The following is a 23,817-nucleotide window of genomic DNA, read 5'->3' as shown; positions in this document are numbered from 1 at the left end:
GAAATGTCCGCAAGGACACTGGTTTAATCGATAAACTGCATGTTTCTTTTTACAGTTGGTCGCTTGGAAATATCGATGAACTGCAATTTAGTGAGGAAAAGAAAGGAAAAATCCAAAAATAGGCCTAGGATTATATCTTTTATTCTGAAACAAGAATAAATTCCGACCTTCTGTTTAACCTGTGTTGGTCTGGAGCACATGGTTTTCCATCCGAACAATTGTTGAGCAATCGTTCTTCTCCAAAGCCAACAGCACTTAAAACTCTTGAAGGGTCAATGCCTTCAGAAACAATATAAGCCTTTGTTGCTTTGGCCCGTTTATCGGACAAGTATTTGTTGTAAGCTTTACTGCCAATGGCATCGGTATGGGATTCAATTCTTAAGGATAGCTCTTTATTTTCTTTTAGAACAGCAATAAGTTTGTCCAATTCTTGGGCAGAACGGGATGTAATTTTATAACTATCAAAATTAAAGTACACGTCGCTGGGCTCAAATATGTCAACAATAGCTTTTTCGTCGTCAATCCGTACTAGTTTTTTTAAGTACTGAGATACTTTTATTCCTTCGTTTTCTTTGGTTTCCAGTAATAAGGTATCGTTGGAGAACCCATCTTTCTTGGCCACTACGGTATAGCCCGTGGTTGGACTTAGGTACTTAAACGCATATTTACCGGTGCTATCGGTTAAAGCCTCATTGAGCAATTGACCATCATTGCTGATTAAAGAAATGTTTGCCCTTGCTATAGCTTCGCTTGTGGACATATTTTCGACAGTACCATCAATAGCGTTGTTGTTAAGCGTGTATTTAAAGGAATAAATATCATCGTCGCCTTTGCCGCCTTTACGGTTGGAGGCAAAATATCCTCTTTCACCCTTTGTATCTATTATATAGGAGAAATCGTCCCGATTACTGTTGATAGGTTTCCCTAAATTAATACCTACACTGAACATCTCGTCAGCACCATCCGATTTGTAGATATCCAAACCTCCAAAGCCCATAGATCTATCGGAGGAGAAATAAAGGGCATTTTCTGTGACGTATGGAAACATTTCCTTTGCGTCGGTGTTGATGGTCCTTCCTAAGTTCTTTGGCTCAGAAAACGTTTCGTTTGCGTAAATGTCAACCACATAGATGTCTGTTCCCCCGTAACCTCCCGGTCTATCGGAAACAAAGTACATTTTTTTGCCATCTGCACTGATTGTGGGGTGGCCTGTGGAATAATTTTCACTGTTAAACGGAAGCTCCACAGCTTCGGTCCACTCTCCATTTTTCCATTTAGAACGATAAATCTTTAAGTGATTTATTCCATTTTTCCCCCTTTTCAATCTTTTGCCATAATTATTTCTTGTGAAATAGATGGTTTTTTGATCTGGGGAAAATGCTAAGGAAGCTTCATGAAATTTAGTATTTATCTTTTTGGAGAATTTTTTGGACCCAAATAAATCCCCCTCTTCATTCTTGGTCTTGGCTACGTACAGGTCCAAAAAAGGTTGATTGGTCCAACGATAGCGGCGGGTGGTAAAAATTGAAGAATCTTTTGCTGATGCATAAACAATATCGGTGCCGTTATGGAACATGGGAGAAAAATCCGAATACTTGGAGTTGATTCCAAGGTTTTTGATTTTCACTGTAGTTGCCCCTTTCCAGGTATTCACCTTTAATTGCTTTAGTTCCTTCAAGGGCTCATCCCTTTTTTGTCTCAGGATTTTTGTCAATGTAGCAGCTCTTCTATATTTCCCGGTTCCTTTTAGGGTTTGGGTGTATTTAAAGAAGGTGTCCTCCTGAATTTCATCTTTGTAGCTTTGGTAAAGCTCGTTGTACCACTTGTAGGACTTTTCAAGATTACCGCTGTAGTAATGGGAGTCTCCTGCTTTAGAAAGCAATTGTAAAGTATGTTTGGCATCTGTTTTTTCAAGGACAATATCGAAAACCCGGGCAGCTTCGGCATACCACATTTTACCGAAATATTCGTTTCCTTTTTGAATAAGCTTTTCTGTAACGCCTTTTTTACTTAGATACTTATGGAGCTTTTTACTACTTAGTCCGTCAAGGTACTTTAAAAAAGCACTAGGTGTATTGTCTATGCCGCTCTGTGTTGTATTGGACGATGCAACCTCCCCTCCATAATTGGATAGGGCAAGCTCCTGGGTATATGTCCCAAACGAGCATAAAAAGAAAAAAAGCAAGATCAGTCTTTTCATTACCACTCCATCTGCTCAAATGAACTGTTTTGTTCATTTGGAGGTTAAGCATAAGGGGCTTAACAGTTTAGTTGTAACCGCTAAAGTAGAATAAGGTAAGTGGGGTGATAATTTTTTGTTGTGAAAGGGCGCATTTGCGACGTTGAACGCTGAAAAAATGTTGTCGTTGGTCGAAAAACCACTTAAAACACTATGGTTTTCAGCCCATAAAATCCGATTAGGATTTCGACTCGTTACTTCCGCCCTCCAATTTTTCGTCCTCTTTGGTTGCGTCTTTAAATTCTTTGATTCCGCTTCCAAGGCCTCTCATAAGTTCTGGAATCTTTCTTCCTCCGAAAAGCAAAACTACTACGGCAACGATTAAAACAATCTGCCAAGGGCCTAACATGCCTAGAAATATAGTTTGAGCAATCATATCATCAAAACCTTTAATTAGAAATGTAAAAGTACTAAAAAGATGTGGAAGACTATGTTCGATTAACGAAAATTAGCATTTGAATATGATTTTTAAGAACTTATCGGCTTCAGCTTTTTAAAAAGCTTAACACGCATATTAAAATCTAAGACTATCTTTGTTCATCATGGCAAAGGACAAAAAGAAAAGAAAGGAGATAAGGCGCAAGCTGTTACATAAGTATCGCTTGGTAATCTTAAACGAAAACACCTTTGAAGAAAAGATATCGTTTAAACTCAACAGACTAAACGTATTCGTTACAGGAACCATGTTTATTATTGTTTTGATAGGTGTTACCACATTGATCATTGCGTTTACCCCTCTTAGGGAATACATCCCAGGATATTCATCCACAAAATTAAAACGACAGGCCACTGACCTAACATACAAAACGGATTCTTTGGTCACGGTCCTAAATTATACCAATAGGTATTTGGATAATGTTAGAAAAGTTTTGCGGGGTGATATTGAGAACAACCAAACCAATCGTGATTCTCTTTTTGAACAATATAAATTGGATCCATCTACAGTGGACCTCACACCAATTCGACAAGATTTGCTTTTGAGGGAAGAGGTGGAGCTGGAAGACAAGTACAATCTCTTTGAAAGGGATGTGGAAAACTTGGGAACGTTGTTCTTTTCTCCCGTCAACGGAACCGTAACACAAGGATTTGACCAAAGGACAAAGCATTATGCGGTTGATTTGGTCGCCCCAAGAGAAACACCTGTAAAATCTATTGCCGATGGGACTGTTCTTTTTGCAGAATGGACCACTGAAACGGGATATGTTATCATTGTTGAGCACCAAGAAGGTATTACATCGGTATATAAACACAACGGTTCTTTGAGCAAATCTCAAGGAGATATCGTAAAAGCCGGAGAAGTAATCGCATCGATTGGAAATACGGGAGAACTTACTACAGGACCACACTTGCACTTTGAACTTTGGAGAAAGGGCAAACCGGTAGATCCCCAAAACTATATTGATTTTAACTAAATGTCCATAAAAGCGTTTGCAGCAAAAATATTTGCGAATCGAATAGCCAAAAAGACCGATAAGTGGGTGAACGAGCCTGTGCGTACCCAACAAAGGGTATTCAATCAACTGGTCGCCCAAGCTACGGATACTGTTTTCGGCAAAGACCATCAATTTGATACCATTCGTTCCCATCAAGATTTTGTGGAAAGGGTTCCGATTCGAGATTATGAAGAGTTGAAGGGTTATGTTCAGCAAATTATAAAAGGGAAGGATGACGTGCTTTGGCCTGGAAAACCAATTTATTTCGCCAAAACTTCTGGTACTACATCAGGAGCCAAGTATATTCCCATTACCGAACCGTCGATAAAAAATCAGGTTGAAGCGTCTCGTAATGCCATCCTAAACTATATTCATGAAACGGGTAATGCGGATTTCGTGGATGGAAAGATGATTTTTTTACAGGGAAGTCCCGTTTTGGAAGAAAAGAATGGAATCAAGTTAGGGAGACTTTCAGGAATATCTGCGCACTATGTGCCCAATTACCTCCAAAAAAACCGATTGCCGAGTTGGGAAACCAATTGTATTGAAGACTGGGAGACCAAAGTGGACAAAATTGTTGAGGAAACTGAAAAGGAGAACATGACCGTTATCGCGGGAATACCTTCTTGGGTGCAAATGTATTTTGAAAAGCTCAATGCCAAAACTGGAAAAAAAGTAGGCGAACTTTTCAAAGAGTTTCAACTGTTTATTTATGGTGGGGTGAATTATGAACCGTATCGTGCCAAATTTGAAAACTTGATTGGCAGAAAAGTAGACAGTATTGAACTTTTCCCCGCTAGTGAAGGCTTTTTTGCTTATCAAAACTCCCAAAAGGAAAAGGGAATGCTTTTGCTATTGGATGCCGGTATATTTTATGAGTTTGTGAAAGCAGATGAGTTTTTTGATGAAAGCCCTAAGCGATTGACCATTGCCGATGTTGAATTGGATGTGGATTATGCCATGGTTATCTCTACCAATGCCGGATTATGGGGATACAATCTAGGAGATACCATTCGGTTTATTTCTAAAGACCCCTTTAAAATTATAGTGTCGGGAAGGATAAAACACTTTATTTCTGCATTTGGGGAACACGTTATTGCCAAGGAGGTAGAGGAAGCTTTACGATTGGCTGTTGAGCGGACGGATGCCTTGGTCAATGAATTTACCGTAGCTCCCCAGACTAATCCCGAAGGCGAAGAACTTCCATATCACGAATGGTTCATCGAGTTTGAACGGGAGCCATCAGACATGGCAAAATTCGCTGCAATTATCGAGGAGAGTATGAAAAAGCAGAACAGCTACTATTTTGATTTGATCGATGGGCACATTCTTCAGCCTTTAAAAATAAGTAGCATCAAACCAAATGGTTTTCAAGATTATATGAAATCCATTGGTAAACTGGGCGGCCAGAACAAGGTGCAACGTCTTGCCAACGACCGTAAACTCGCGGATGGGCTGCAACCCTTTAAAATTAGTTGACTTATAACGGTCCAACTTTTATAGGAATTCACTTATTTTGCCAGAAGTTATGATGGCAACAGAAGTAAAACAGACAACCAGAGCACAGGAATCCACAAACGCGATTGAACGTTTATATATCACTATGCGTCATTTGCTAAACCGTGGATTTTACAAACCATCGGGTGTTTCCGGCAACGCGCTCCGAAGTGCGCTTTTACTGCTAAGGCCCGAAATATATGGGACCATTGCGGAGGACAAGGCAGAACTCAATGGATTGATTTATGTTTTGGAAAGACTACCGGAAGGAATAGAAGAATGTCGCTTCATCAATTTGACTTCCGACGAAGGCTTTGCAAAATCACATCTAAAGGCCATTGTGCCCCCAAAAAGAAGAAGAAACTGTTATCGTATAGACGATGAGCAGATGAACATTGAGATTACACGTGGCCGAAGTGATATCTATGATATTCTAACCCATCTCACTTTTTTGTTTGTTGAATCTGGTAAAATATCCAGAAGAGTTTTGGTTGATGATGGGAATGCCACCATTAGGGATTGGGACAGGCTAACAGAGTTTGTGCTTTCCGAGGAAAAGGATGATGAGGAAAGGGAAGTTGCCTTGATCCACTGTGCCAATATTTTAGGCAGAACCTTTGATGAGGTGGTGGAAATTGAAAACAAGTTGAAGACTACAGAAGACCCCGACCGCTTTTTAAACGTGATTTATTGGTTGGGCAAATTGGCCATAGAAGAGGAGACCACGGGCAATAAGAGGACGATAACATTCAGTCCACTTTTGCGGGAGCGATTAGGACACCACATTCACGGAGAAAAGTGGGCCCACAAAATCAAGAAAACCCTAAAGCAACATAATTTAATGCATAGGCCACTTCACATAATCAGTGCCAATATGCATAGTGTGATGAACTCGTTGTTTGCCAAAAAGGCATTGGCCAAAGAGTTTCCGGATAAAGAATCGTTGGACATTTATGAAGCCTTGGGTTCCGAGAAGCACAAAGCACTCAATAAAAAGGTAAAGAGCCATGCTGAAAACAACGGCATGATTTTCTTGGAGGATGAGTCTGGTGCCAATATCGATGTTCAGATTTTTGATACGGCCAAATTCGGAAAGCAGAGTTGTTGCTATTCCTTGCCGGATGATATGCTGCCGGAAGAAAAACCCGTTATATTTGTGATGGACTATGCTTTTGGGGAGCAAGCTTATGAAACCATAGATGAGTTGTTGAAACCTTTGGAAGATGACGGGGATAAAATTTTCCTAAATGTAGATTCCGTCTCCATTATGGGAAAGGCAGGAATTTTGGAAGGCGGCAAGGGAGACTTGATGATTCCTTCAGCACATATTTTTGAAGGTACAGCAGACAATTACCCCTTTAAAAACGAATTGTGCGGCTCCGATTTTGAAGGGTATGGCCTTAAGGTAATGGAGGGCACCATGGTGACTGTTTTGGGAACGTCTTTACAAAATAGGGACATCCTCCAGTTTTTCCACGAATCCACATGGAATGTGATAGGATTGGAAATGGAAGGGGTACATTATCAAAAAGCAATACAATCGGCATCCCAAATACGAAAAAGCATTAAAAAAGATGTGCAAGTGCGATATGCGTACTATGCATCGGATAATCCCTTGGAGACCGGAAGCACGTTGGCTTCAGGTGGATTGGGAACAACAGGGGTAAAACCCACATATTTGATAACGGACAGAATTTTAAAACAAATATTCAATTCATAGGTATGGCGGACCAACCAATAAATCAGAATAATTCGGATGAAATCGATTTGGGGCAATTGTTCCAAATGATAGGAAGGGGCTTTCAAAAGTTCTTCAATTTCATCGGCAGCATTTTTAAAGGGATTTTCCACATTTTAATATTGTTTCTCCTTTTTGTTCAAAAGAACATCATTTTTATTGGAGCAGCTATAATTATAGGAGGTATTGGAGGATTTGTTTTGGATCAAATTATTCCTGAGAAGTACATTTCCAAAATGGTGGTCGAACCCAATTTCAATAGCGTTCAACAGCTGTATAACAACATTGCCTTTTATAATGATTTAGCGGAGGCAGAAGACTCTGTGGCCCTAGCAACTGCATTGAACATAACAGATCACGAAGCAGCTTCCATTAAAGAAATTTTCACAGATTCGTATTCTGACGAAAATCAGAAAATTAAGCTTTTTGATCAATTTATCCGTGAATTGGACACCACTACGGTAAAGGCAATTGACTATGAGAATTACTTAAAAAACTTTAATTCTATGGATGCGAGGTTCCATCAAATTTCCTTGATCAGCACGGATAATAGAGTGGCCAAAAAAGCGCAACCAGCTATTATCAACTCAATTTCCGTGAATGAATACTTCAAGCTTCAGAAAAGAATCAATGATGAAAATGTAGCTCTCCAAGATACTATCTACAGGAACCAATTGGCAGAAATAGATTCCCTCCAAAGCTTATATAGGACTGTTTTGGTGAAAGAGGCGGACAAACCCATGCAGGGAACGAATATTAATTTGGCAGAAGGGGGGGAGTCCAAAGGGCGTGAACTTGCCCTAGTTCAGGAAAAGGACATATTAAAGGAGAAACTGGTGGAATTGAACGAAGAAAGAGCCAATAAATCGACCATCATCAATGTAATCAGCGATTTCCCAACCCGAGGAGTGGAAGTGAAGGGAATTTGGAACAGTTATAAGTTTAAACTTCCAATTTTGCTGTTGGTATTGGTGTTTGGAGTTTTGGCGTTGCTTGAAGTAAACAAGTATTTAAAGACCTATAATCGAAAATAGAGCAAATATAGAGTGTCAGCACTTCTTTGGTGATTGACAAAAAAGAATATAATGAAACGAATCTTGGTAACTGGTGCGGGTGGCCAATTAGGCCTAACATTTAAAGAACAGGCCTATGATTTTCCAGCAATTTCTTTTGATTTCAAAACATCCAAAGAACTGGATATTACCGTGCCTTCCCAACTAGAGAATGCATTTCAAAAAAAGGAGTATCATTTCTGTATCAACTGTGCAGGTTATACCAACGTTGAGGCTGCGGAGAAACACCCCGAAAAAGCTTTTGCGGTCAATGCAGAGGGGGTAAAAAACCTTGCTGAGGTCTGTAAGGAACACCAGACGACCTTAATTCATATTTCAACGGACTATGTTTTTGACGGGAAAAAGAAGGGTGCCTACACCGTTGATGATAAACCCCATCCGATAAATGCTTATGGAAAGTCCAAATTGAAGGGAGAGCGATTTATTCAGCAAATATTACCCAACCATTTCATCCTTCGTACATCTTGGTTGTACAGTAAAAAATATGGACATAATTTTTACCGTACAATTTTAAGCAAGGCACGTGCTGGGGAGAGTTTGTTTGTTACAGATGCCCAAAAAGGTTGCCCTACGAACACAGAGTCGTTGGTAAAGTTTATTTTGAATGCCATAGTATTGGGCAACAAACCTTTTGGTATTTATCATTTTACCGATGGGAAACCAATGACATGGTATGATTTTGCCAAACAGATACTGGAAGAGAATGGGCTGACGGACAAGGTCAAACTTGTTTTGGATTCGAATTATCGTACTTTCGCAAAGAGGCCAAAAAACAGTGTTCTTGCCAAATAATCACGGGACACGAAGATTTTAAGGGAGCTTATATGGAAAAGAATACCCGAAAAAGCATTTTAATTACAGGAGGGGCCGGTTTTATTGGCTCCCACGTGGTTCGGCGGTTTGTAACCAAGTACAAGAACTATAAGATTTTCAATCTCGATGCCTTGACCTATGCTGGCAATCTGGAAAACCTCAAAGACATTGAGCATGCCCCTAACTATTCTTTTGTTAAAGGAGACATTGTCGATTTAGAATTCTTAAATAATCTTTTTTCCCAACATGCTTTTGATGGTGTGATTCATTTGGCTGCGGAATCTCATGTGGATAGATCGATTACAGACCCTATATCCTTTGTTCGGACAAATGTTTTGGGCACCGTCAATTTGTTGAATGCCTCATTGAAAGTTGCCAAGGATAACCCAAACTTCTTGTTTTACCATATCAGCACTGATGAGGTTTTTGGCAGTTTGGGCAAAGATGGATTTTTCACGGAAAAAACGGCTTATGACCCAAACTCCCCTTATTCCGCATCAAAAGCCAGTTCAGATCATTTTGTGAGAGCATATGGAGAAACTTATGGTCTGCCCTATGTAGTTTCCAATTGTTCCAATAATTATGGTCCTAATCAGTTTCCAGAGAAATTGATTCCCCTCTTCATCAACAATATCATTCAAAATAAGGAGTTACCCGTTTATGGCGATGGAAACTATACCCGAGATTGGTTGTTTGTGAAAGACCATGCAGAGGCCATTGACCTTATATTCCATAAAGGGAAAAAGGGGGAAACCTATAATGTCGGGGGATTTAATGAATGGAAAAACATCGATTTGACCAAAATGTTGTGCAGGTTGATGGACAAAAAACTTGAAAGACAGCAAGGAGTTTCAGAAAAACGGATAACCTTTGTAAAAGATCGTCCAGGACACGATTTAAGGTATGCCATTGATGCGAACAAAATCAACAGGGAGTTGGATTGGAAACCTTCAGTTACTTTTGAGGAAGGTCTAGAAAAGACCATAGATTGGTATTTTGAAAACCAAGAATGGTTGGACCATGTTACCTCAGGGGATTATTTGGAATATTATAAAAAGCAATATCAAGCGTAAAACAATGAAAGGAATCATTTTGGCAGGAGGAACCGGTAGCAGGCTGCACCCACTTACCCTTTCGGTAAGCAAGCAGTTGATGCCCATTTATGACAAGCCGATGATTTACTATCCCCTTTCTACTTTGATGTATACAGGAATCCAGGAAATATTGATTATTTCCACCCCAAAGGATTTACCGTTGTTTCAGGAATTTATGGGTAACGGACAACAATACGGTTGCTCTTTTTCCTATGCAGTGCAAGAATCGCCTAATGGTTTGGCAGAAGCATTCATTATTGGAGAAGACTTTATTGGGAAGGACAAGGTGGCTCTCATTTTGGGGGACAACATTTTTTACGGGGCAGGCCTGTCCAAACTGTTGCAAGCAAACAATGATCCCGATGGAGGAATTATTTATGCCTATCGGGTAAATGACCCACAAAGATATGGTGTGGTAGAGTTTGATGAGAAAGGGAAAGCCATCAGCATAGAGGAAAAGCCCAAGAAACCGAAATCCAATTACGTAGTTCCAGGCATTTATTTTTATGACAATGAAGTCATATCAATAGCTAAAAACATCAAGCCAAGCGCACGAGGCGAATTGGAAATTACCGATGTGAACAAAGAATACTTAAAAAGAGGAAAGCTTAACGTAAGCGTACTGGATAGGGGTACTGCCTGGTTGGACACCGGAACATTTCAAGCTTTGATGCAAGCATCACAATTTGTGGAGGTCATTGAAGAGCGGCAGGGCCTGATTACGGGATCAATCGAGGTCTCCGCCTACGAAATGGGATATATTACTGAAAAGCAACTGAAAGATTTGGCGGATCCCCTGATGAAGAGCGGTTATGGAGAAAGATTGTTGGCCATATTGAACAAAGAAGCATGATAAAAGCGATAGAGACGAAACTAAAGGGGTGTTTTATTTTGGAACCCGAGATTTTTGAGGACGAACGAGGCTACTTTTTTGAGAGCTACAATCACAAGGATTTTTGTAAAGCGATTGGACAAGAAGTAAACTTTGTGCAGGATAATCAGTCCTTTTCCAAAAAAGGAGTCCTGCGGGGACTGCATTTTCAGAAAGGAGAATATGCCCAGGCAAAGTTGGTTTCGGTGTTAAAGGGAAGAATTCAGGATGTTGTAGTAGATTTGCGTAAAAAATCCCCTACTTTTGGAGAGCATTTATCAATTGAGTTAAGTAGTAATAATAAAAAGCAATTGTTTGTGCCAAGAGGATTTGCCCACGGATTTTTGACGTTGAGTGAATCCGCAAATGTGTTTTATAAGTGCGACAATTATTATAATAAAGAGGCTGAGGGGGGAATTCGATTTGATGATGTGTCATTAAATATTAAATGGGTAACGAAGAATGACTCGATTAATATATCAAGTAGGGATGCTATGTTTTCTTTTTTCATGTAGGTAAGGTAAATTTTATCACTTCGTTTTTTTAATAACATTATGATAGCGATTCTTTGACATCAAAGAAATTAGCTTTTATTTTTACTAATTCAGTTTAGTTTAACAAAAGAGAAAGGTATTTTAAAAATGACCAAAAATTTATTTGCAAATAAGAAACTATTAATTACGGGAGGTACAGGTTCCTTCGGATCAGCTGTTTTAGAGACTTTTGTCGATTCGGATTTTGAGGAAATTCGGATTTTTTCAAGAGATGAAAAGAAACAAGATGATTTAAGACGACACATTGGAAATCAAAAAGTTAAGTTTTACATTGGGGATGTTCGCGACTATAGATCTGTTGAAAATGCGGTGGTTGGCGTGGATTATATTTTTCATGCGGCTGCGCTTAAGCAGGTTCCTTCTTGTGAGTTTTTCCCTATAGAAGCCGTAAAGACAAATGTTTTGGGAACCGAGAATGTATTGGATGCCGCTATAGCTCATAACGTGAAGAATGTTGTAGTTCTTAGTACGGATAAAGCAGTTTATCCTATAAATGCAATGGGGATTTCCAAGGCCATGATGGAAAAGGTTTTCACGGCAAAATCAAGAAAATCTAATAATACTGTAATTTGTGGTACTAGATATGGAAATGTTATGGCATCCAGAGGCTCTGTTATTCCACTTTTTGTCAATCAAATAAAAAACAATGAGAACTTGACCTTGACAAACCCTGAAATGACTAGGTTTATGATGACTCTTAAAGATGCGGTTAATTTAGTTTTGTTTGCTTTTGAAAATGCCCAACCAGGTGATTTGTTCGTACAAAAAGCTCCAGCGGCTACAATTGATACTTTGGCAAAATCTTTAAAGGAGCTGTATAATTCTCATTTAGATATAAACATTATTGGAACAAGGCATGGTGAAAAGCTTTATGAGTCTTTGTTGACAAGGGAAGAAGTTATAAGAGCAGAAGACCTTGGTGGATATTACCGTATACCAGCTGATAATAGAAACTTAAATTACCAAAATTACTTTTCAAAAGGGGAAATTAGCACTGACAATATTGAGGATTATAATTCCCACAATACTGAAAGATTAGATTTGGAAGGCATGAAAAAAATGCTACTTAAATTAGATTTTATAAAAAAGGATCAGCAATACTATGGATAATAGTGATGAACCATATGAAATTATTGGAGGAACACATAAGGATCAAAGAGGTAAGATAGATTTTGTAAATGGTTTTGATTTAAGCGGAATTAAAAGGAATTACATAATTACCCATTCAAAAAGGGGTGTTGTAAGGGCTTGGCAGGCACATAAAATAGAGGCTAAATGGTTTTTTTGTCTTACAGGGAGCTTTTTGGTAAAGCTTATTAAAATTGATGATTGGCACAACCCTTCAAATAAATTAAGAGCCCTTTGTTATGAATTGAGCGAGGACAACTCTAAGACCCTTTACATCCCCCCAGGTTACGCAAATGGATTCGTTTCGTTGGAGGACAATTCAAAACTGCTCATCTTTTCGGATTATAGGTTAAATGAGCTTAAGGATGACGATTTAAGGTTCCCAATGGACAAATGGGACGAATGGGAAATTTAATTAGACAAATGAAAAAAAAGATACTGATTTTTGGTGTCTCCGGTATGGCGGGTCATGTAATTTACAATTACTTATCTGGGAAAGAGAAGTATGAAATAACAGCAACATCGTTTCGGGACAAGTATGATGAGGCCACTATGTTGTTAAATGTCACCAATTTTGATGATGTAAGCAGGTTGGTCAAAAAAATTGAGCCGGACTATATAATCAATGCCGTTGGTATTCTTATAAGCGGATCAATGGACTCAACATCAAACGCAATATTGGTCAACAGCTATTTTCCCAATTATTTGGTTGATATTACAAAAAACTCAAAAACAAAAATTATCCACATAAGTACAGACTGTGTTTTTTCAGGAAAAAATGGAGATTACACAGAGTCCTCTTTTAGGGACGGAGATGATGTCTATGCAAGGTCTAAAGCTTTGGGGGAAGTAAACAATGAAAAAGACCTTACTATAAGAACGTCTATAATCGGACCCGAAATAAAATCAAAAGGGGAAGGTCTTTTTCATTGGTTTATGAACCAGTCAGGCAAAATCAAAGGCTTTAGTAATGTCTATTGGAGCGGTGTTACGACACTTGAGTTGGCGAAAGCGATTGATGTCATTATTTCAGAAAAGGACCTTAAAGGAATTTTTCACCTTACCAACAATAAGAAGGTTTCCAAATATGAGTTGTTGTGCCTTTTTAAACAAATATGGAACCGTGGCGATATTGAGATAGAAAAGTATAGTGGAGATAAAAAGGACAAGAGCTTCAAGAACACCGAAAACACATCATTGACTGTTAGAAATTCGTATTTGGAAATGCTATCTGAAATGAAGGAATTTATGGAAGTCAATAAGTCGTTTTATTCTTATTAAGAGTTTATGAAAAAAATAAAAGTAATAGTAGTAATTGGGACTAGGCCAGAAATTATAAGATTGGCTTGCGTAATCCAGGCATTGGACAATAATGCGGCCATTGAACAGGTGATTATTCATACTGGTCAAAACTATGATTATGAGCTCAATGAAATATTCTTCAATGACTTGGGAATTAGAAAACCAGATTATTTTTTAGAAGCCTCTGGCAAGAATGCTACAGAAACGATTGGCAAAATATTAATCAGTATAGATCCGATTTTAGAAAAGGAAGCACCGGAGGCATTTTTGGTTTTAGGGGACACTAACTCCTCTTTGTGTGCAATACCTGCAAAAAAAAGAAAGATACCCATCTTTCATATGGAGGCGGGTAACAGATGCTTCGACCAAAGAGTCCCTGAAGAGACGAATAGAAAGATTGTAGACCACATATCCGACATAAACCTTACCTATAGCTCTTTGGCCAGGGAGTGTTTACTTAGGGAAGGGCTGCCATCAGACAGGATTATTAAAACGGGAAGCCCAATTTATGAGGTGTTGAACAAGTTTAAGGGAAATATTGAAACATCCGATATTCTTGAAAGACTTAATCTAGAGAAGCAAAATTTTTTTGTGGTATCTTCCCATAGGGAAGAAAACATCAATAACCCTAAAAATTTCAGTAACTTACTTGAGACGTTGAATAGAATTGCTGAAGAATACGATTTTCCCGTTGTGGTCTCAACACACCCAAGAACACGCAATATGTTGACAAGCACCGAGCTAAAAATGAACGGTAATATCACCTTTTTGAAACCATTGGGATTTTTTGACTACAATGCTCTTCAACTAAATTCATACGTTGTTTTATCAGATTCTGGAACAATTTCTGAGGAAAGCGCAATATTGAATTTTAGAGCATTGAACATTAGAGAAACCCATGAACGGTTAGAAGCTATGGAAGAAGCGTCCGTTATGATGGTAGGCCTTAATCCAGAGAGGATTTTGCAGGGGATAACAGCATTGGAAGTACAAAAAAGAAACCCAGTAAGAAATTTTAGGGAGGTCTATGATTATTCAATGCCAAACGTTAGCGAAAAGGTGGTCAGAATAATTATTTCCTATATAGATTATGTCAATAGGGTTGTTTGGTCTAAGGAATGAGTATACACATTATCACAGAGTATAAATACCCTGATATTGGTGGTTCTGGAATAAGAATAGCATCATGGGTTAAAGGTTTGGAAGAAGAAAAGGTACAGCAGAAGGTCAATGTGATCGTTGTGGCTTATCATAACCACAAAATACCCAAAGCCATAACACTGCCAATATCCATACTATATAAAATAGTCGCAATCTTTCCACTTTTGTTACGATTGAAAAAAGGAGACTTAGCCTATTTTTATGGAAGTTTTGAGTTGTTTTGGATTCCTTTTATTTTAAAACTCAAAGGGATTGAAATTGCTTTTGAAAACAACGAGTTTCCTAGATATTTGGCCCACAAAAAATCCTTATATTTTTTATTTAGGTACCTTTTTTCAATATTTAGCATGAAGTCAGGAAAATATCTGGTCACCTGTTCAAAGGCACTAAAAGAATTTTATACTAGTAAAACAGGTATAGAAAAAGTTTTTATTATGCCACTGATATTGGACTCTTCGATTTTCAAATACCCGAAAGTGGAGAGAGCGAACGTCATCACCTATTGTGGTTTTATGGGGCACAATAAAGACGGGGTACTGGACCTAATCGAAGCCTTTTCTATTGTGCATAAGAAATATCCTAAATGGAAGTTGAAATTGGTAGGGAATGCAGATAAAAGTACATTCAAAGAAATGGATGACTTAATTACTTCATTAAGTCTAAAAGAAGCCATTACATTGACCGGCAAAGTTCCGCATATTGAAGTGATTAAATACCTGAACGAATCTTCAGTTTTGGTATTGGCCAGACCAAATAATAAACAGGCCCAAGGCGGATTTCCCTCCAAAGTGGGAGAATATTTATCAACTGGCAGGCCTATCGTAGTAACCAGGGTCGGAGAAATTGCAGATTATATAATTGACAATGTGAACGGGTTTCTGGTGGAGCCCGATGCCCCAGAAAGGTTTGCCGAAAGGTTGATGTTTGTTATAGAAAACTATACCACTGCACAAAAGGTTGGCGAAAAAGGAAGGGAACTTAGCAAAAGCTTCGAGTCAAAGAACCAGGTAAAAAAATTGATTCGCTTTTTAGAATATGCTTAGTCTAATTTGATAAAATGAGAATCTTCCAAAATAAGAAATTCAAACAAGCCTCTGCGCTTTATATTGCGTCTATTGGGGCTATGTTTCTTGGTTTTGTCATAAGCGTTTTGAACACAAGGTACTTGGGAAAAGATGTATATGGGGACTATAAATTTATAGAGGTTCTATTTTCTTTTACTTTGTTGTTCAGTACAATGGGTTTTTTTAATACGGGGACCTATTTGGTGGCAAACGAAAAATCAGACTTTGTTCAAAAAAAAATCATTGGCTCCAGTTTGATTTTGGTTTTGTTCTCTTCGATTGTACTGGCGTTAATTTTACTAGGTTACGTCTTCTTTTTTTATGAGGGAAACCTCAGAGAGTATATACTACCCTTGATACTCTTTGCGCCAGCCATCGTCCTTAATCATAATCTTGAAAATTTACTCCAAGGGTTAAACAAAATATATTGGCTATCCGTTTTAAAGATTGGACCCAAAATATTGTTTATCCTATCTTTAATTTTTTTGATGTACAATAGTTTCAGCCTTATGTATGTCTTGATTCTTTTTTATGGCTCAATTGCTGTGATTACAGTGTACATAACTTTTAAAATAAAATTCAAGTTTGACCTCGAAACCACAAAACAGCTTTTACACCATAACAGAGACGTTGGATTTCCAATTTTTATAGGGGCATTGTTCGGCGTGGCGAGTGGTCACTTGAGTTCTTTGTTGGTTAGTCATTTTAACAATAACACAGATTTTGGATTCTTTGTGCTAAGTTTAACGATTTCAGCACCAATAGGAGTAATGCCAACAATAATCGGCTCCACGATGATGAAGGATTTTGTGGTCTTAAATAAAATACCTGCAAAGGTGGTTAAGTCTGCTACTGCACTTTCCATTGGAGCATTGGTAGGTTTTTTATTGATTCTTGAGCCTTTTGTATATTTTTTCTATACAGAGCAATATGAACCCGTAATCCCATTGGCGTATATTACAGCTTTTGGTTTTTTAATGCATGGTTTTGGAGATTTGTTCATAAAGTTTTTATATGCAAAAGGACAAGGTAAAAATATGAGAATCTCTACCATGGGTGTCGGAATAATAACACTTATTGCTTCTATGGCTTTAATACCGTCTTTTGGTGCAATTGGAGCCAGTATAGCCAAGGTGGTCAGTTCAACCTCGTACTTTGCCCTGGTATATTTTTTTTATGCAAGATCTATTAAATACCAAGACCGGTGTTAATACGCATAATTTTTTTGTATGGAACCTAAAAATCTATGAAGAAGGTATATTTTATAATGCCAACACTGGGTAGTGGGGGAGCCGAAAGAGTGGCTTCCATACTTCTTAATAACTTAGACCGTGGTCGCTTCAGTTTACATTTGATTATTTTGTTTGGGAACAGGTCTGATGATTATATAAAAACACTCAAGGAGGATGTAAAACTTCACTTTTTTGAAATCAAAAAGAACAGGCATTATTCTTTGATAAACTGGGTCTTTAAATTGATAAGATTCACCTATAAAGAAAAGCCTGATGTTTTGTTTTTTGGCTTTGGAGCCTATAATGTTTTGGTTTCAAGGTTTATATTTTTGTTCCCCAAAGGCATAAGATTTGTTGCCAGAGAGACCAACATACCTACAAAACATGAAAAAAGAACAATCATAAAATGGCTGTATAAATGTAGTTACAAGAATTTTGATAGGATTATAGTTCAATCGGATGAAATGTATTTAGATTTGAACGAGAATTATAATATCCCGCGAAATAAGCTTTTTAAAATCAATAATCCTGTAGACTTCAACTATATTCAAAATCAGTGCAGAGAGGAATTGGCAGATGAGTTAGAGGGAACGGCGCACAATTTTATTTCGGTGGGCCGCTTAAATCATCAAAAAGGATACGACCTGTTGTTCAATGAATTATCAAAGTTAAAGAACGGTAACTTTAGGCTTTTGCTTTTAGGGAACGGGCCAGACCGGGAAGATTTGTGGCAAATGGCAATTGAATTAGGCCTGGAAGACAAGGTAGAATTTGTAGGGTTTGTTGCCAATCCTTACAAATTTATGGCAAAGGCAGATGTTTTTATTTTGAGCTCTAGGTATGAGGGGTACCCTAACGCGGTTCTCGAAGCCCTATCATGTGGCACACCGGTGATGGCAAACAATTGTTTGGAAGATTTAAACCAAATCATAAGACCAGGGTTGAATGGGGATATTTTTTCCTTTAAATTGAGTGATTTTAGTGAAAAGCTGGAAAATCTTCTAAATAGTGGAGTTGACAGGAACAGAATAAAGGATGATGCCAGAGAGAGATTCTCAATAGAATACAATATTGACAAATTCAACGAAATACTTGAATTTTAACACAAATCGCCATCTTATTCAGGTCAGGAAATCGGCAAGAAATTCCTCATCTCGACGGTCTAGTAGCAACAATATGCATTAATGGGAAAGAAAATCTTATTGTGGTCTTTGTATGCAACAATTTTTATTGCCCTGCTTACCTATTCCTATGTAACGTTCAATGTCTATTTTGAGTTTTTTGTATTTTATTTATTTGTTATTTCTTTACAAAAACCCTCTATAAATAAAGAAATACTTCAACTTCTCCTTCTTGCCCTCTTCTATCTAATTTTTAGTGCCATTTATTCCGTTGTCCTAAAAAAGGAAAATGTTTTCGATTTTATAATGGTCTATAAAATCTTTATATACTTTCTTTTTCTTTCACTAATTTTAGGTAAGAAAATACTGGACATAAAGTCATTTAGAAAAGTGTTCAAAGTATTGTTATACGCTTTCTTAATTAAATATGTTATAAGCATATTGATTTTCAATAATTACCGACCTATTCTATTTAATGAGAACAACTATGAACTAATGTTTTTATCCTTGCTTTTTTACCTATACTATGTCATCTATGGCAAGGTTGAAAGTATGTATCAAGTCCTCATCTCAATAGTTTTTTTATTGTCAGGATCCAAATCAGGACTGCTGATTTTGCTTTTTATCCTTTTTTTGGTAAACATCAAAATATTAGTATCTCGAATCTATATTATTATTCCCTCTGCCATAGCATTGGTAATATTGGTTTTTTTGATATTTAAGAGCAGAATGGGCGGAAAGTTTGATATAGAAAAAATTGACCGGTTCAAATTTCTGATGGTTTTTTTGGAGGAAACGAAGGATTGGACGGTTATGGATTTTCTGTTTGGTGCAGAAAGAATTACCGCATTGAGTTTGGAGTCGTGCAAAAAATTGTCTTTCTATAAAGAACTATTTAGCTATGAAAATGATGGTTCATGTTACTCTGTGATTTTTCACTCCTATATTCTGAGGGTCATTTATGACCATGGAATACTCATATTCCTGTTTATGTTGTTGTTTGTTCACAAGTTGATAGCCCTATCTGGATTTAGTCGTAAAAATTCTTTCGCCGTAATAGGAATAGCATTAATTAACGGGTTATCCGTGTCTTCCTTTAATAGTGTATACTTCATCGCAGGACTTTCATTTTTCTTAATTATGGACCGTAAAATAAAGGAAAAAAATAAACATATGACTATTTAACATTGTACAATAGCTTTTCTTAATTAGGATTATTAAGGGCAATTGAAAAAACAAAATCAAATAATAAATAGCCAGCACCAAAGTACATAAAGATCATAAACATATTATGGCAATGAAACCTTTACCTATCAATTTAACTTTATCGCTTTTTGCTTTTTTAATGACCTTTGACCCCGATTGGAGTAGCAAGGCTCTTATTTTTTTGGTTTTGGTGACATTTGCGAACAGCGACATAAATAAATTTAATTTTAAATGGAACGGAGATTTAAAAATAATGGCCATACTGATATTTTATTCAATCGTAAATTGCACATTCTTAGAGGGGACATTTTCTTCAGATACTTTTGTGGTAGTCGGATTGTGCTTGGTGTTTTATTTTATTATTGACCATATAAATAATAGAATCAAGATAAATATCAATCTCATTTTGAAATCATTTTTGATGGGTGTACTAACAGTAGGAGCTATAAACTTATTGGTGTTTTTCTATAATATTGGTATTAGGCCGGAGCAACTGTTTAACGCTTGGGAGGAAAATACAGTGATTGATATCCAAAAAATATACTATGGGATGTACCTAAACATGGCACAGCTTATACTAATTAAGTTTTTAACGGAAAGAAAAATCCAATTAAAGCTGTTCATCGCCTTCAACATTGCTGTTTTTACTCTTATATATTTCACAGGGGCTTTGAGTGGCCTTTTGCTGTTTATTTTAATTAATATTTTTCATTTGGTCTATCATTATTATGAAAGGTTTTATAAACCAATAATAACTATGTTTTTGATTTTACCACTTGTATTTCTTTTTGTTCTTATGCACAATGGTTTTCAAGATGTTTTTCAACAAATAGATGGTGACGGGTCAAGGATAAGGAACTATAATGTCAACAAGGAAATTGTATTGAAAAGACCTCTCTTCGGGTATGGGATTGGAAATGAGTTTACTTCAATGCAGAAGCACAGATTGCCGGCATCTTGGGAGTATAAGAACAAATACAATGCGCATAATCAATATTTCCAATTTTTAATAGGTGGAGGCATTACATTTCTGGTCCTGTTTTTACTGTTCATATTCCATTTTTTGTACTACGGTAATTTTATGAGCCTTGCCTTTGGAACAATTTTACTGAATACTTTTTTTGTTGAGTCCATACTTCAAAGACACCACGGGCAAATTTTCTTTTCTTTTTTTCTTGTTCTAATATTTTTTAGTCATAAAATTGCTAATTCTAAACAACATATTTGAGATGTATTTATTAAAAGAAAAGATATACTCTGATGACCTTGATGAAAATGGTATAGCTACGTTCTTAAATCCATATAGTTATCTGTTTTTTAGAACCCAAAAGGAAGCTTTTAAGTCGTTTGACAAAATTTATATAGATGGAATTTTGTTGGTTCTTTTGTTAAGAATGTGGGGGATAAGAACAAAAAGAGCCAGCTTTGACATGACTTCAATGGCTCCCTCGGTTTTTGGTTCGTCTGTTGAAAAGAAGAAAAATATATATTTTATTGGGTCAACCGAGGAGAACCTTACTGGTTTTTTGGCCGTTGTCCGTGCAAATTTCCCCGAACTTAAAATAAGTGGATATAGGAATGGGTACTTCAAGAATAAGGAGGAGCGGCAAAAAGTGCTGTCGTCTATTCTTGAACTTAAACCAGACAAGGTGGTTGTGGGGATGGGCACACCCAACCAAGAGAATTTTCTATGTGAGCTAAAAAACATGGGATGGAAAGGTGTTGGATATACCTGTGGAGGATTTATTCATCAGACAGCAAAAGGGATGAATTATTATCCTAAATTTTACAATGAATATAACCTTAGATGGCTTTATCGAATTTTTGATGAGCCAAAGCTATTCAAGAGGTATTCTTTCTATTATCCGCTTTCTGTTTGTTTGTTTACTTTTGATGCAATTAGATATAAGTTCAATCATTAGTCCATATGTTTTTTAAACATCACAGGTATTCTAATTTAATAACACCTATTTCTTACATGCTCGATTTAGGTGTCTTAAATATGTTCCTTTATATTTTGCCTATAAATTTCCAAACGCCGATTTTGATCCATTTTTATATTTCATTGGCATGGGTTGTCATCTCAATAAAAAATGAATTTTACACCATTTACAGGTTTTCAAAGGTCACTTATATTATAAGGTTGATATTTGTACAGTTTGTCTTTTTTTTCTTGACACTTTATGCCTTTATTGGCTTCTTCAAACAACCAATAATAAGTAGGCTTGCCCTTGGCGAATATTTTGTACTTGTTTTTGCCATAATATCAACCATAAAGCTTTTGAGCTATTTCTTGTTGATGGAATACCGGGAAAAGGTAAAAGGAAACTTGAGAAATGTGGTGATTATTGGAAAAAATAAGAAAACCGATCAGCTCAGAAAGGTTTTCCAAGAAAGAAGAGAGTTCGGGTATAATTTTCTTAAACAGTTTTCCCCAAAATCAGAGAGTTTTGTTCTAGAGACTTGCTTTAATTATGTTATTGGCAACAATATTGATGAAATCTATTGTTCAATTTCAGAACTTAAAAATGAAGAGATTGCCAAGTTCATAAGCTTTGCGGACAACAACTTAAAAACCCTCAAGTTTATACCGGATAACAAAAATATTTTTTCCAAAAAATTAAAATTTGAGTACTACGATTACATACCGGTGCTTTCTTTGAGGGATATTCCGTTGGACAGTCCGATAAACGCTTTTATAAAAAGAAGTTTTGACGTCCTATTTTCCTTAGTTGTTATTGTTGGTTTACTCTCATGGTTAACACCAATTTTGGCTTTATTAATTACCCTTGAATCTAAGGGCCCCGTTTTTTTTCGACAAACCAGAAATGGAATCGACAATAGGGAGTTCTATTGTTATAAGTTCCGATCTATGGCTCCCAATAAAAATGCAGATGATATTCAAGCCACCAAAAACGACATGAGAATTACAAAAATCGGTAAGTTTATACGCAGAACCAGCATCGACGAGCTTCCTCAATTCTATAACGTACTTTTTGGCACCATGTCCGTTGTAGGCCCCCGTCCCCACATGGTAAAACACACCAACGAGTATGCGACTAGTGTGGACAAGTATATGGTCAGGCATTTTGTTAAACCTGGAATTACCGGTTTGGCACAAGTGCGTGGGTATCGAGGTGAAATTGAGCAGGAAGCAGATATTCAAAACCGAATAAAGTTCGATATTTTTTATATTGAGAACTGGTCTTTATTCCTCGATTTAAAAATTATACTCCAAACTGTGCTAAATGCATTTAAAGGGGAGGCCAAAGCGTATTAAAATCATATGAAAAAAACACTCATTACCGGAGCAGCAGGTTTTTTAGGATCACACCTCTGTGACCGGTTCATTGCCGAAGGTCACCATGTCATCGGCATGGACAACCTCATTACAGGGGACATTAAAAACATAGAGCACCTGTTCCATCTAAAACGGTTTGAGTTTTTCCATCACGATGTAACCAAGTTTGTCCATGTACCCGGTAAAATGGACTATATCCTTCATTTTGCCTCACCGGCAAGTCCAATTGATTATTTAAAAATTCCGATAGAAACACTAAAGGTGGGTTCTTTAGGAACACTCAACTTGTTGGGATTGGCCAGAGATCACGGAGCTCGTATTCTAGTGGCTTCCACTTCTGAGGTGTATGGAGACCCTTTAGTGCATCCCCAAAGCGAAGACTATTTTGGTAACGTTAGTCCTATTGGTCCTCGAGGGGTCTACGATGAGGCCAAGCGTTTTATGGAATCCATAACCATGGCCTACAATAGGCATCACGGATTGGATACCCGCATCGTACGGATATTCAACACTTACGGTTCTCGTATGCGCCTAAACGATGGCCGTGTGGTCCCTGCATTTATGGGTCAGGCACTTCGTGGAGAAGACCTTACCGTTTTTGGAGATGGTTCACAATCGCGATCTTTTACTTATATAGATGATCAAATCGAGGGAATCTATCGTTTGTTGATGAGCGATTATGTGGAACCTGTCAATATCGGCAACCCAGATGAAACCACCATTCTGGAATTTGCAGAAGAAATCATCAAGTTAACAGGAACTGACCAAAAAATAGTTTTCAAGCCGTTGCCACAAGATGACCCAATGCAACGACAGCCAGATATTTCCCGTGCCAAGGAAATTTTGAATTGGGAACCCAAAGTGCATCGTTCCGAAGGACTCAAAAAGGTATTTGAATACTTTAAATCACTTTCTCACGATCAGTTGTGGGAAGCGCATAGAGATTTCTCACCAAATGGCTAGACAAGTTCCCGTCAAAACGTATTTTTG

The 23,817-nt window shown here is 37.4% G+C and carries 22 protein-coding genes; 20 read left to right on the top strand and 2 right to left on the bottom strand.

Annotation, left to right across the window (positions count from 1 at the left end; genetic code table 11):
* Positions 1–139: 139 nt before the first annotated feature.
* A complete protein-coding gene (locus ACQQ5U_RS05950) occupies positions 140–2,200 on the bottom strand; it encodes an OmpA family protein (protein ID WP_437396065.1) in 2,061 nt (686 codons plus the stop codon).
* Between the two features lie 217 nt (positions 2,201–2,417).
* Positions 2,418–2,615, bottom strand: a complete 198-nt coding sequence (tatA, locus tag ACQQ5U_RS05945) for a twin-arginine translocase TatA/TatE family subunit (protein ID WP_100816759.1) — start codon at positions 2,613–2,615, stop codon at positions 2,418–2,420.
* Positions 2,616–2,781: 166 nt separating this feature from the next.
* On the opposite strand from tatA, the gene ACQQ5U_RS05940 reads away from it, so the two are divergent.
* The 20 genes from ACQQ5U_RS05940 to ACQQ5U_RS05845 all read left to right on the top strand — a co-directional run bounded on the left by ACQQ5U_RS05940 (position 2,782) and on the right by ACQQ5U_RS05845 (position 23,790).
* A complete protein-coding gene (locus ACQQ5U_RS05940) occupies positions 2,782–3,651 on the top strand; it encodes a M23 family metallopeptidase (protein WP_437396064.1) in 870 nt (289 codons plus the stop codon).
* Positions 3,652–5,151 carry a GH3 family domain-containing protein gene (locus ACQQ5U_RS05935; protein ID WP_437396063.1) on the top strand — a complete coding sequence of 500 codons (1,500 nt, stop codon included), beginning with the start codon at positions 3,652–3,654 and terminating at the stop codon, positions 5,149–5,151.
* Between the two features lie 49 nt (positions 5,152–5,200).
* A complete protein-coding gene (locus tag ACQQ5U_RS05930) occupies positions 5,201–6,889 on the top strand; it encodes a DUF6909 family protein (RefSeq protein ID WP_437396062.1) in 1,689 nt (562 codons plus the stop codon).
* A 2-nt stretch (positions 6,890–6,891) separates the two neighbouring features.
* Complete coding sequence (locus ACQQ5U_RS05925) at positions 6,892–7,941, top strand: hypothetical protein (protein WP_437396060.1); 1,050 nt, start codon at positions 6,892–6,894, stop codon at positions 7,939–7,941.
* Between the two features lie 51 nt (positions 7,942–7,992).
* Complete coding sequence (gene rfbD, locus ACQQ5U_RS05920; RefSeq protein WP_437396059.1) at positions 7,993–8,772, top strand: dTDP-4-dehydrorhamnose reductase; 780 nt, start codon at positions 7,993–7,995, stop codon at positions 8,770–8,772.
* Positions 8,773–8,804: 32 nt separating this feature from the next.
* Positions 8,805–9,866, top strand: a complete 1,062-nt coding sequence (gene rfbB / locus ACQQ5U_RS05915; RefSeq protein WP_437396058.1) for a dTDP-glucose 4,6-dehydratase — start codon at positions 8,805–8,807, stop codon at positions 9,864–9,866.
* A gap of 4 nt (positions 9,867–9,870) precedes the next feature.
* Positions 9,871–10,740: a glucose-1-phosphate thymidylyltransferase RfbA gene (gene rfbA / locus ACQQ5U_RS05910; RefSeq protein WP_437396057.1), complete on the top strand. Its 870-nt coding sequence runs from the start codon at positions 9,871–9,873 to the stop codon at positions 10,738–10,740.
* A complete protein-coding gene (rfbC, locus tag ACQQ5U_RS05905; protein ID WP_437396056.1) occupies positions 10,737–11,273 on the top strand; it encodes a dTDP-4-dehydrorhamnose 3,5-epimerase in 537 nt (178 codons plus the stop codon). Before rfbA ends, rfbC begins: the two co-directional genes overlap by 4 nt.
* 126 nt (positions 11,274–11,399) lie before the next feature.
* Positions 11,400–12,422: a polysaccharide biosynthesis protein gene (locus ACQQ5U_RS05900; protein WP_437396055.1), complete on the top strand. Its 1,023-nt coding sequence runs from the start codon at positions 11,400–11,402 to the stop codon at positions 12,420–12,422.
* Positions 12,415–12,855, top strand: coding sequence for a dTDP-4-dehydrorhamnose 3,5-epimerase family protein (locus tag ACQQ5U_RS05895; protein WP_437396054.1), 441 nt, complete (start codon positions 12,415–12,417; stop codon positions 12,853–12,855). Before ACQQ5U_RS05900 ends, ACQQ5U_RS05895 begins: the two co-directional genes overlap by 8 nt.
* An 8-nt stretch (positions 12,856–12,863) precedes the next feature.
* On the top strand, positions 12,864–13,721 hold the full coding sequence (locus ACQQ5U_RS05890; protein ID WP_437396053.1) for a dTDP-4-dehydrorhamnose reductase family protein: 858 nt from the start codon (positions 12,864–12,866) through the stop codon (positions 13,719–13,721).
* A gap of 6 nt (positions 13,722–13,727) precedes the next feature.
* A complete protein-coding gene (gene wecB / locus ACQQ5U_RS05885) occupies positions 13,728–14,864 on the top strand; it encodes a non-hydrolyzing UDP-N-acetylglucosamine 2-epimerase (protein ID WP_437396052.1) in 1,137 nt (378 codons plus the stop codon).
* Positions 14,861–15,946 carry a glycosyltransferase family 4 protein gene (locus ACQQ5U_RS05880; protein WP_437396051.1) on the top strand — a complete coding sequence of 362 codons (1,086 nt, stop codon included), beginning with the start codon at positions 14,861–14,863 and terminating at the stop codon, positions 15,944–15,946. Before wecB ends, ACQQ5U_RS05880 begins: the two co-directional genes overlap by 4 nt.
* A 14-nt stretch (positions 15,947–15,960) precedes the next feature.
* Complete coding sequence (locus ACQQ5U_RS05875; protein ID WP_437396049.1) at positions 15,961–17,178, top strand: oligosaccharide flippase family protein; 1,218 nt, start codon at positions 15,961–15,963, stop codon at positions 17,176–17,178.
* A 35-nt stretch (positions 17,179–17,213) separates the two neighbouring features.
* The gene (locus ACQQ5U_RS05870; protein ID WP_437396047.1) at positions 17,214–18,302 is read left to right on the top strand and encodes a glycosyltransferase; all 1,089 of its coding nucleotides are present in this window, start codon (positions 17,214–17,216) and stop codon (positions 18,300–18,302) included.
* A gap of 603 nt (positions 18,303–18,905) precedes the next feature.
* Positions 18,906–19,505, top strand: coding sequence for a hypothetical protein (locus ACQQ5U_RS05865; protein WP_437396045.1), 600 nt, complete (start codon positions 18,906–18,908; stop codon positions 19,503–19,505).
* Between the two features lie 106 nt (positions 19,506–19,611).
* Positions 19,612–20,754: an O-antigen ligase family protein gene (locus tag ACQQ5U_RS05860; protein ID WP_437396044.1), complete on the top strand. Its 1,143-nt coding sequence runs from the start codon at positions 19,612–19,614 to the stop codon at positions 20,752–20,754.
* A 1-nt stretch (position 20,755) separates the two neighbouring features.
* Positions 20,756–21,448, top strand: coding sequence for a WecB/TagA/CpsF family glycosyltransferase (locus tag ACQQ5U_RS05855; RefSeq protein WP_437396043.1), 693 nt, complete (start codon positions 20,756–20,758; stop codon positions 21,446–21,448).
* Between the two features lie 5 nt (positions 21,449–21,453).
* A complete protein-coding gene (locus tag ACQQ5U_RS05850) occupies positions 21,454–22,806 on the top strand; it encodes an undecaprenyl-phosphate glucose phosphotransferase (protein ID WP_437396042.1) in 1,353 nt (450 codons plus the stop codon).
* Positions 22,807–22,812: 6 nt separating this feature from the next.
* The gene (locus ACQQ5U_RS05845) at positions 22,813–23,790 is read left to right on the top strand and encodes a UDP-glucuronic acid decarboxylase family protein (RefSeq protein ID WP_437396040.1); all 978 of its coding nucleotides are present in this window, start codon (positions 22,813–22,815) and stop codon (positions 23,788–23,790) included.
* Positions 23,791–23,817 lie beyond the last annotated feature (27 nt).

It is taken from the genome of Flagellimonas lutimaris, assembly GCF_051494225.1.
GTDB lineage: Bacteria > Bacteroidota > Bacteroidia > Flavobacteriales > Flavobacteriaceae > Flagellimonas > Flagellimonas lutimaris_A.
The sequence above is the reverse complement of the archived record's forward strand: the minus strand, read 5'-3'. Positions and strand labels throughout refer to the sequence as shown.

Bases quoted from the DNA above. Each gene is read 5' to 3' on its own strand.
- ACQQ5U_RS05950 (WP_437396065.1), bottom strand. From the start codon at position 2,200: ATGAAAAGACTGATCTTGCTTTTTTTCTTTTTATGCTCGTTTGGGACA.
- tatA (WP_100816759.1), bottom strand. From the start codon at position 2,615: ATGATTGCTCAAACTATATTTCTAGGCATGTTAGGCCCTTGGCAGATT.
- ACQQ5U_RS05940 (WP_437396064.1), top strand. From the start codon at position 2,782: ATGGCAAAGGACAAAAAGAAAAGAAAGGAGATAAGGCGCAAGCTGTTA.
- ACQQ5U_RS05935 (WP_437396063.1), top strand. From the start codon at position 3,652: ATGTCCATAAAAGCGTTTGCAGCAAAAATATTTGCGAATCGAATAGCC.
- ACQQ5U_RS05930 (WP_437396062.1), top strand. From the start codon at position 5,201: ATGATGGCAACAGAAGTAAAACAGACAACCAGAGCACAGGAATCCACA.
- ACQQ5U_RS05925 (WP_437396060.1), top strand. From the start codon at position 6,892: ATGGCGGACCAACCAATAAATCAGAATAATTCGGATGAAATCGATTTG.
- rfbD (WP_437396059.1), top strand. From the start codon at position 7,993: ATGAAACGAATCTTGGTAACTGGTGCGGGTGGCCAATTAGGCCTAACA.
- rfbB (WP_437396058.1), top strand. From the start codon at position 8,805: ATGGAAAAGAATACCCGAAAAAGCATTTTAATTACAGGAGGGGCCGGT.
- rfbA (WP_437396057.1), top strand. From the start codon at position 9,871: ATGAAAGGAATCATTTTGGCAGGAGGAACCGGTAGCAGGCTGCACCCA.
- rfbC (WP_437396056.1), top strand. From the start codon at position 10,737: ATGATAAAAGCGATAGAGACGAAACTAAAGGGGTGTTTTATTTTGGAA.
- ACQQ5U_RS05900 (WP_437396055.1), top strand. From the start codon at position 11,400: ATGACCAAAAATTTATTTGCAAATAAGAAACTATTAATTACGGGAGGT.
- ACQQ5U_RS05895 (WP_437396054.1), top strand. From the start codon at position 12,415: ATGGATAATAGTGATGAACCATATGAAATTATTGGAGGAACACATAAG.
- ACQQ5U_RS05890 (WP_437396053.1), top strand. From the start codon at position 12,864: ATGAAAAAAAAGATACTGATTTTTGGTGTCTCCGGTATGGCGGGTCAT.
- wecB (WP_437396052.1), top strand. From the start codon at position 13,728: ATGAAAAAAATAAAAGTAATAGTAGTAATTGGGACTAGGCCAGAAATT.
- ACQQ5U_RS05880 (WP_437396051.1), top strand. From the start codon at position 14,861: ATGAGTATACACATTATCACAGAGTATAAATACCCTGATATTGGTGGT.
- ACQQ5U_RS05875 (WP_437396049.1), top strand. From the start codon at position 15,961: ATGAGAATCTTCCAAAATAAGAAATTCAAACAAGCCTCTGCGCTTTAT.
- ACQQ5U_RS05870 (WP_437396047.1), top strand. From the start codon at position 17,214: ATGAAGAAGGTATATTTTATAATGCCAACACTGGGTAGTGGGGGAGCC.
- ACQQ5U_RS05860 (WP_437396044.1), top strand. From the start codon at position 19,612: ATGGCAATGAAACCTTTACCTATCAATTTAACTTTATCGCTTTTTGCT.
- ACQQ5U_RS05855 (WP_437396043.1), top strand. From the start codon at position 20,756: ATGTATTTATTAAAAGAAAAGATATACTCTGATGACCTTGATGAAAAT.
- ACQQ5U_RS05850 (WP_437396042.1), top strand. From the start codon at position 21,454: ATGTTTTTTAAACATCACAGGTATTCTAATTTAATAACACCTATTTCT.
- ACQQ5U_RS05845 (WP_437396040.1), top strand. From the start codon at position 22,813: ATGAAAAAAACACTCATTACCGGAGCAGCAGGTTTTTTAGGATCACAC.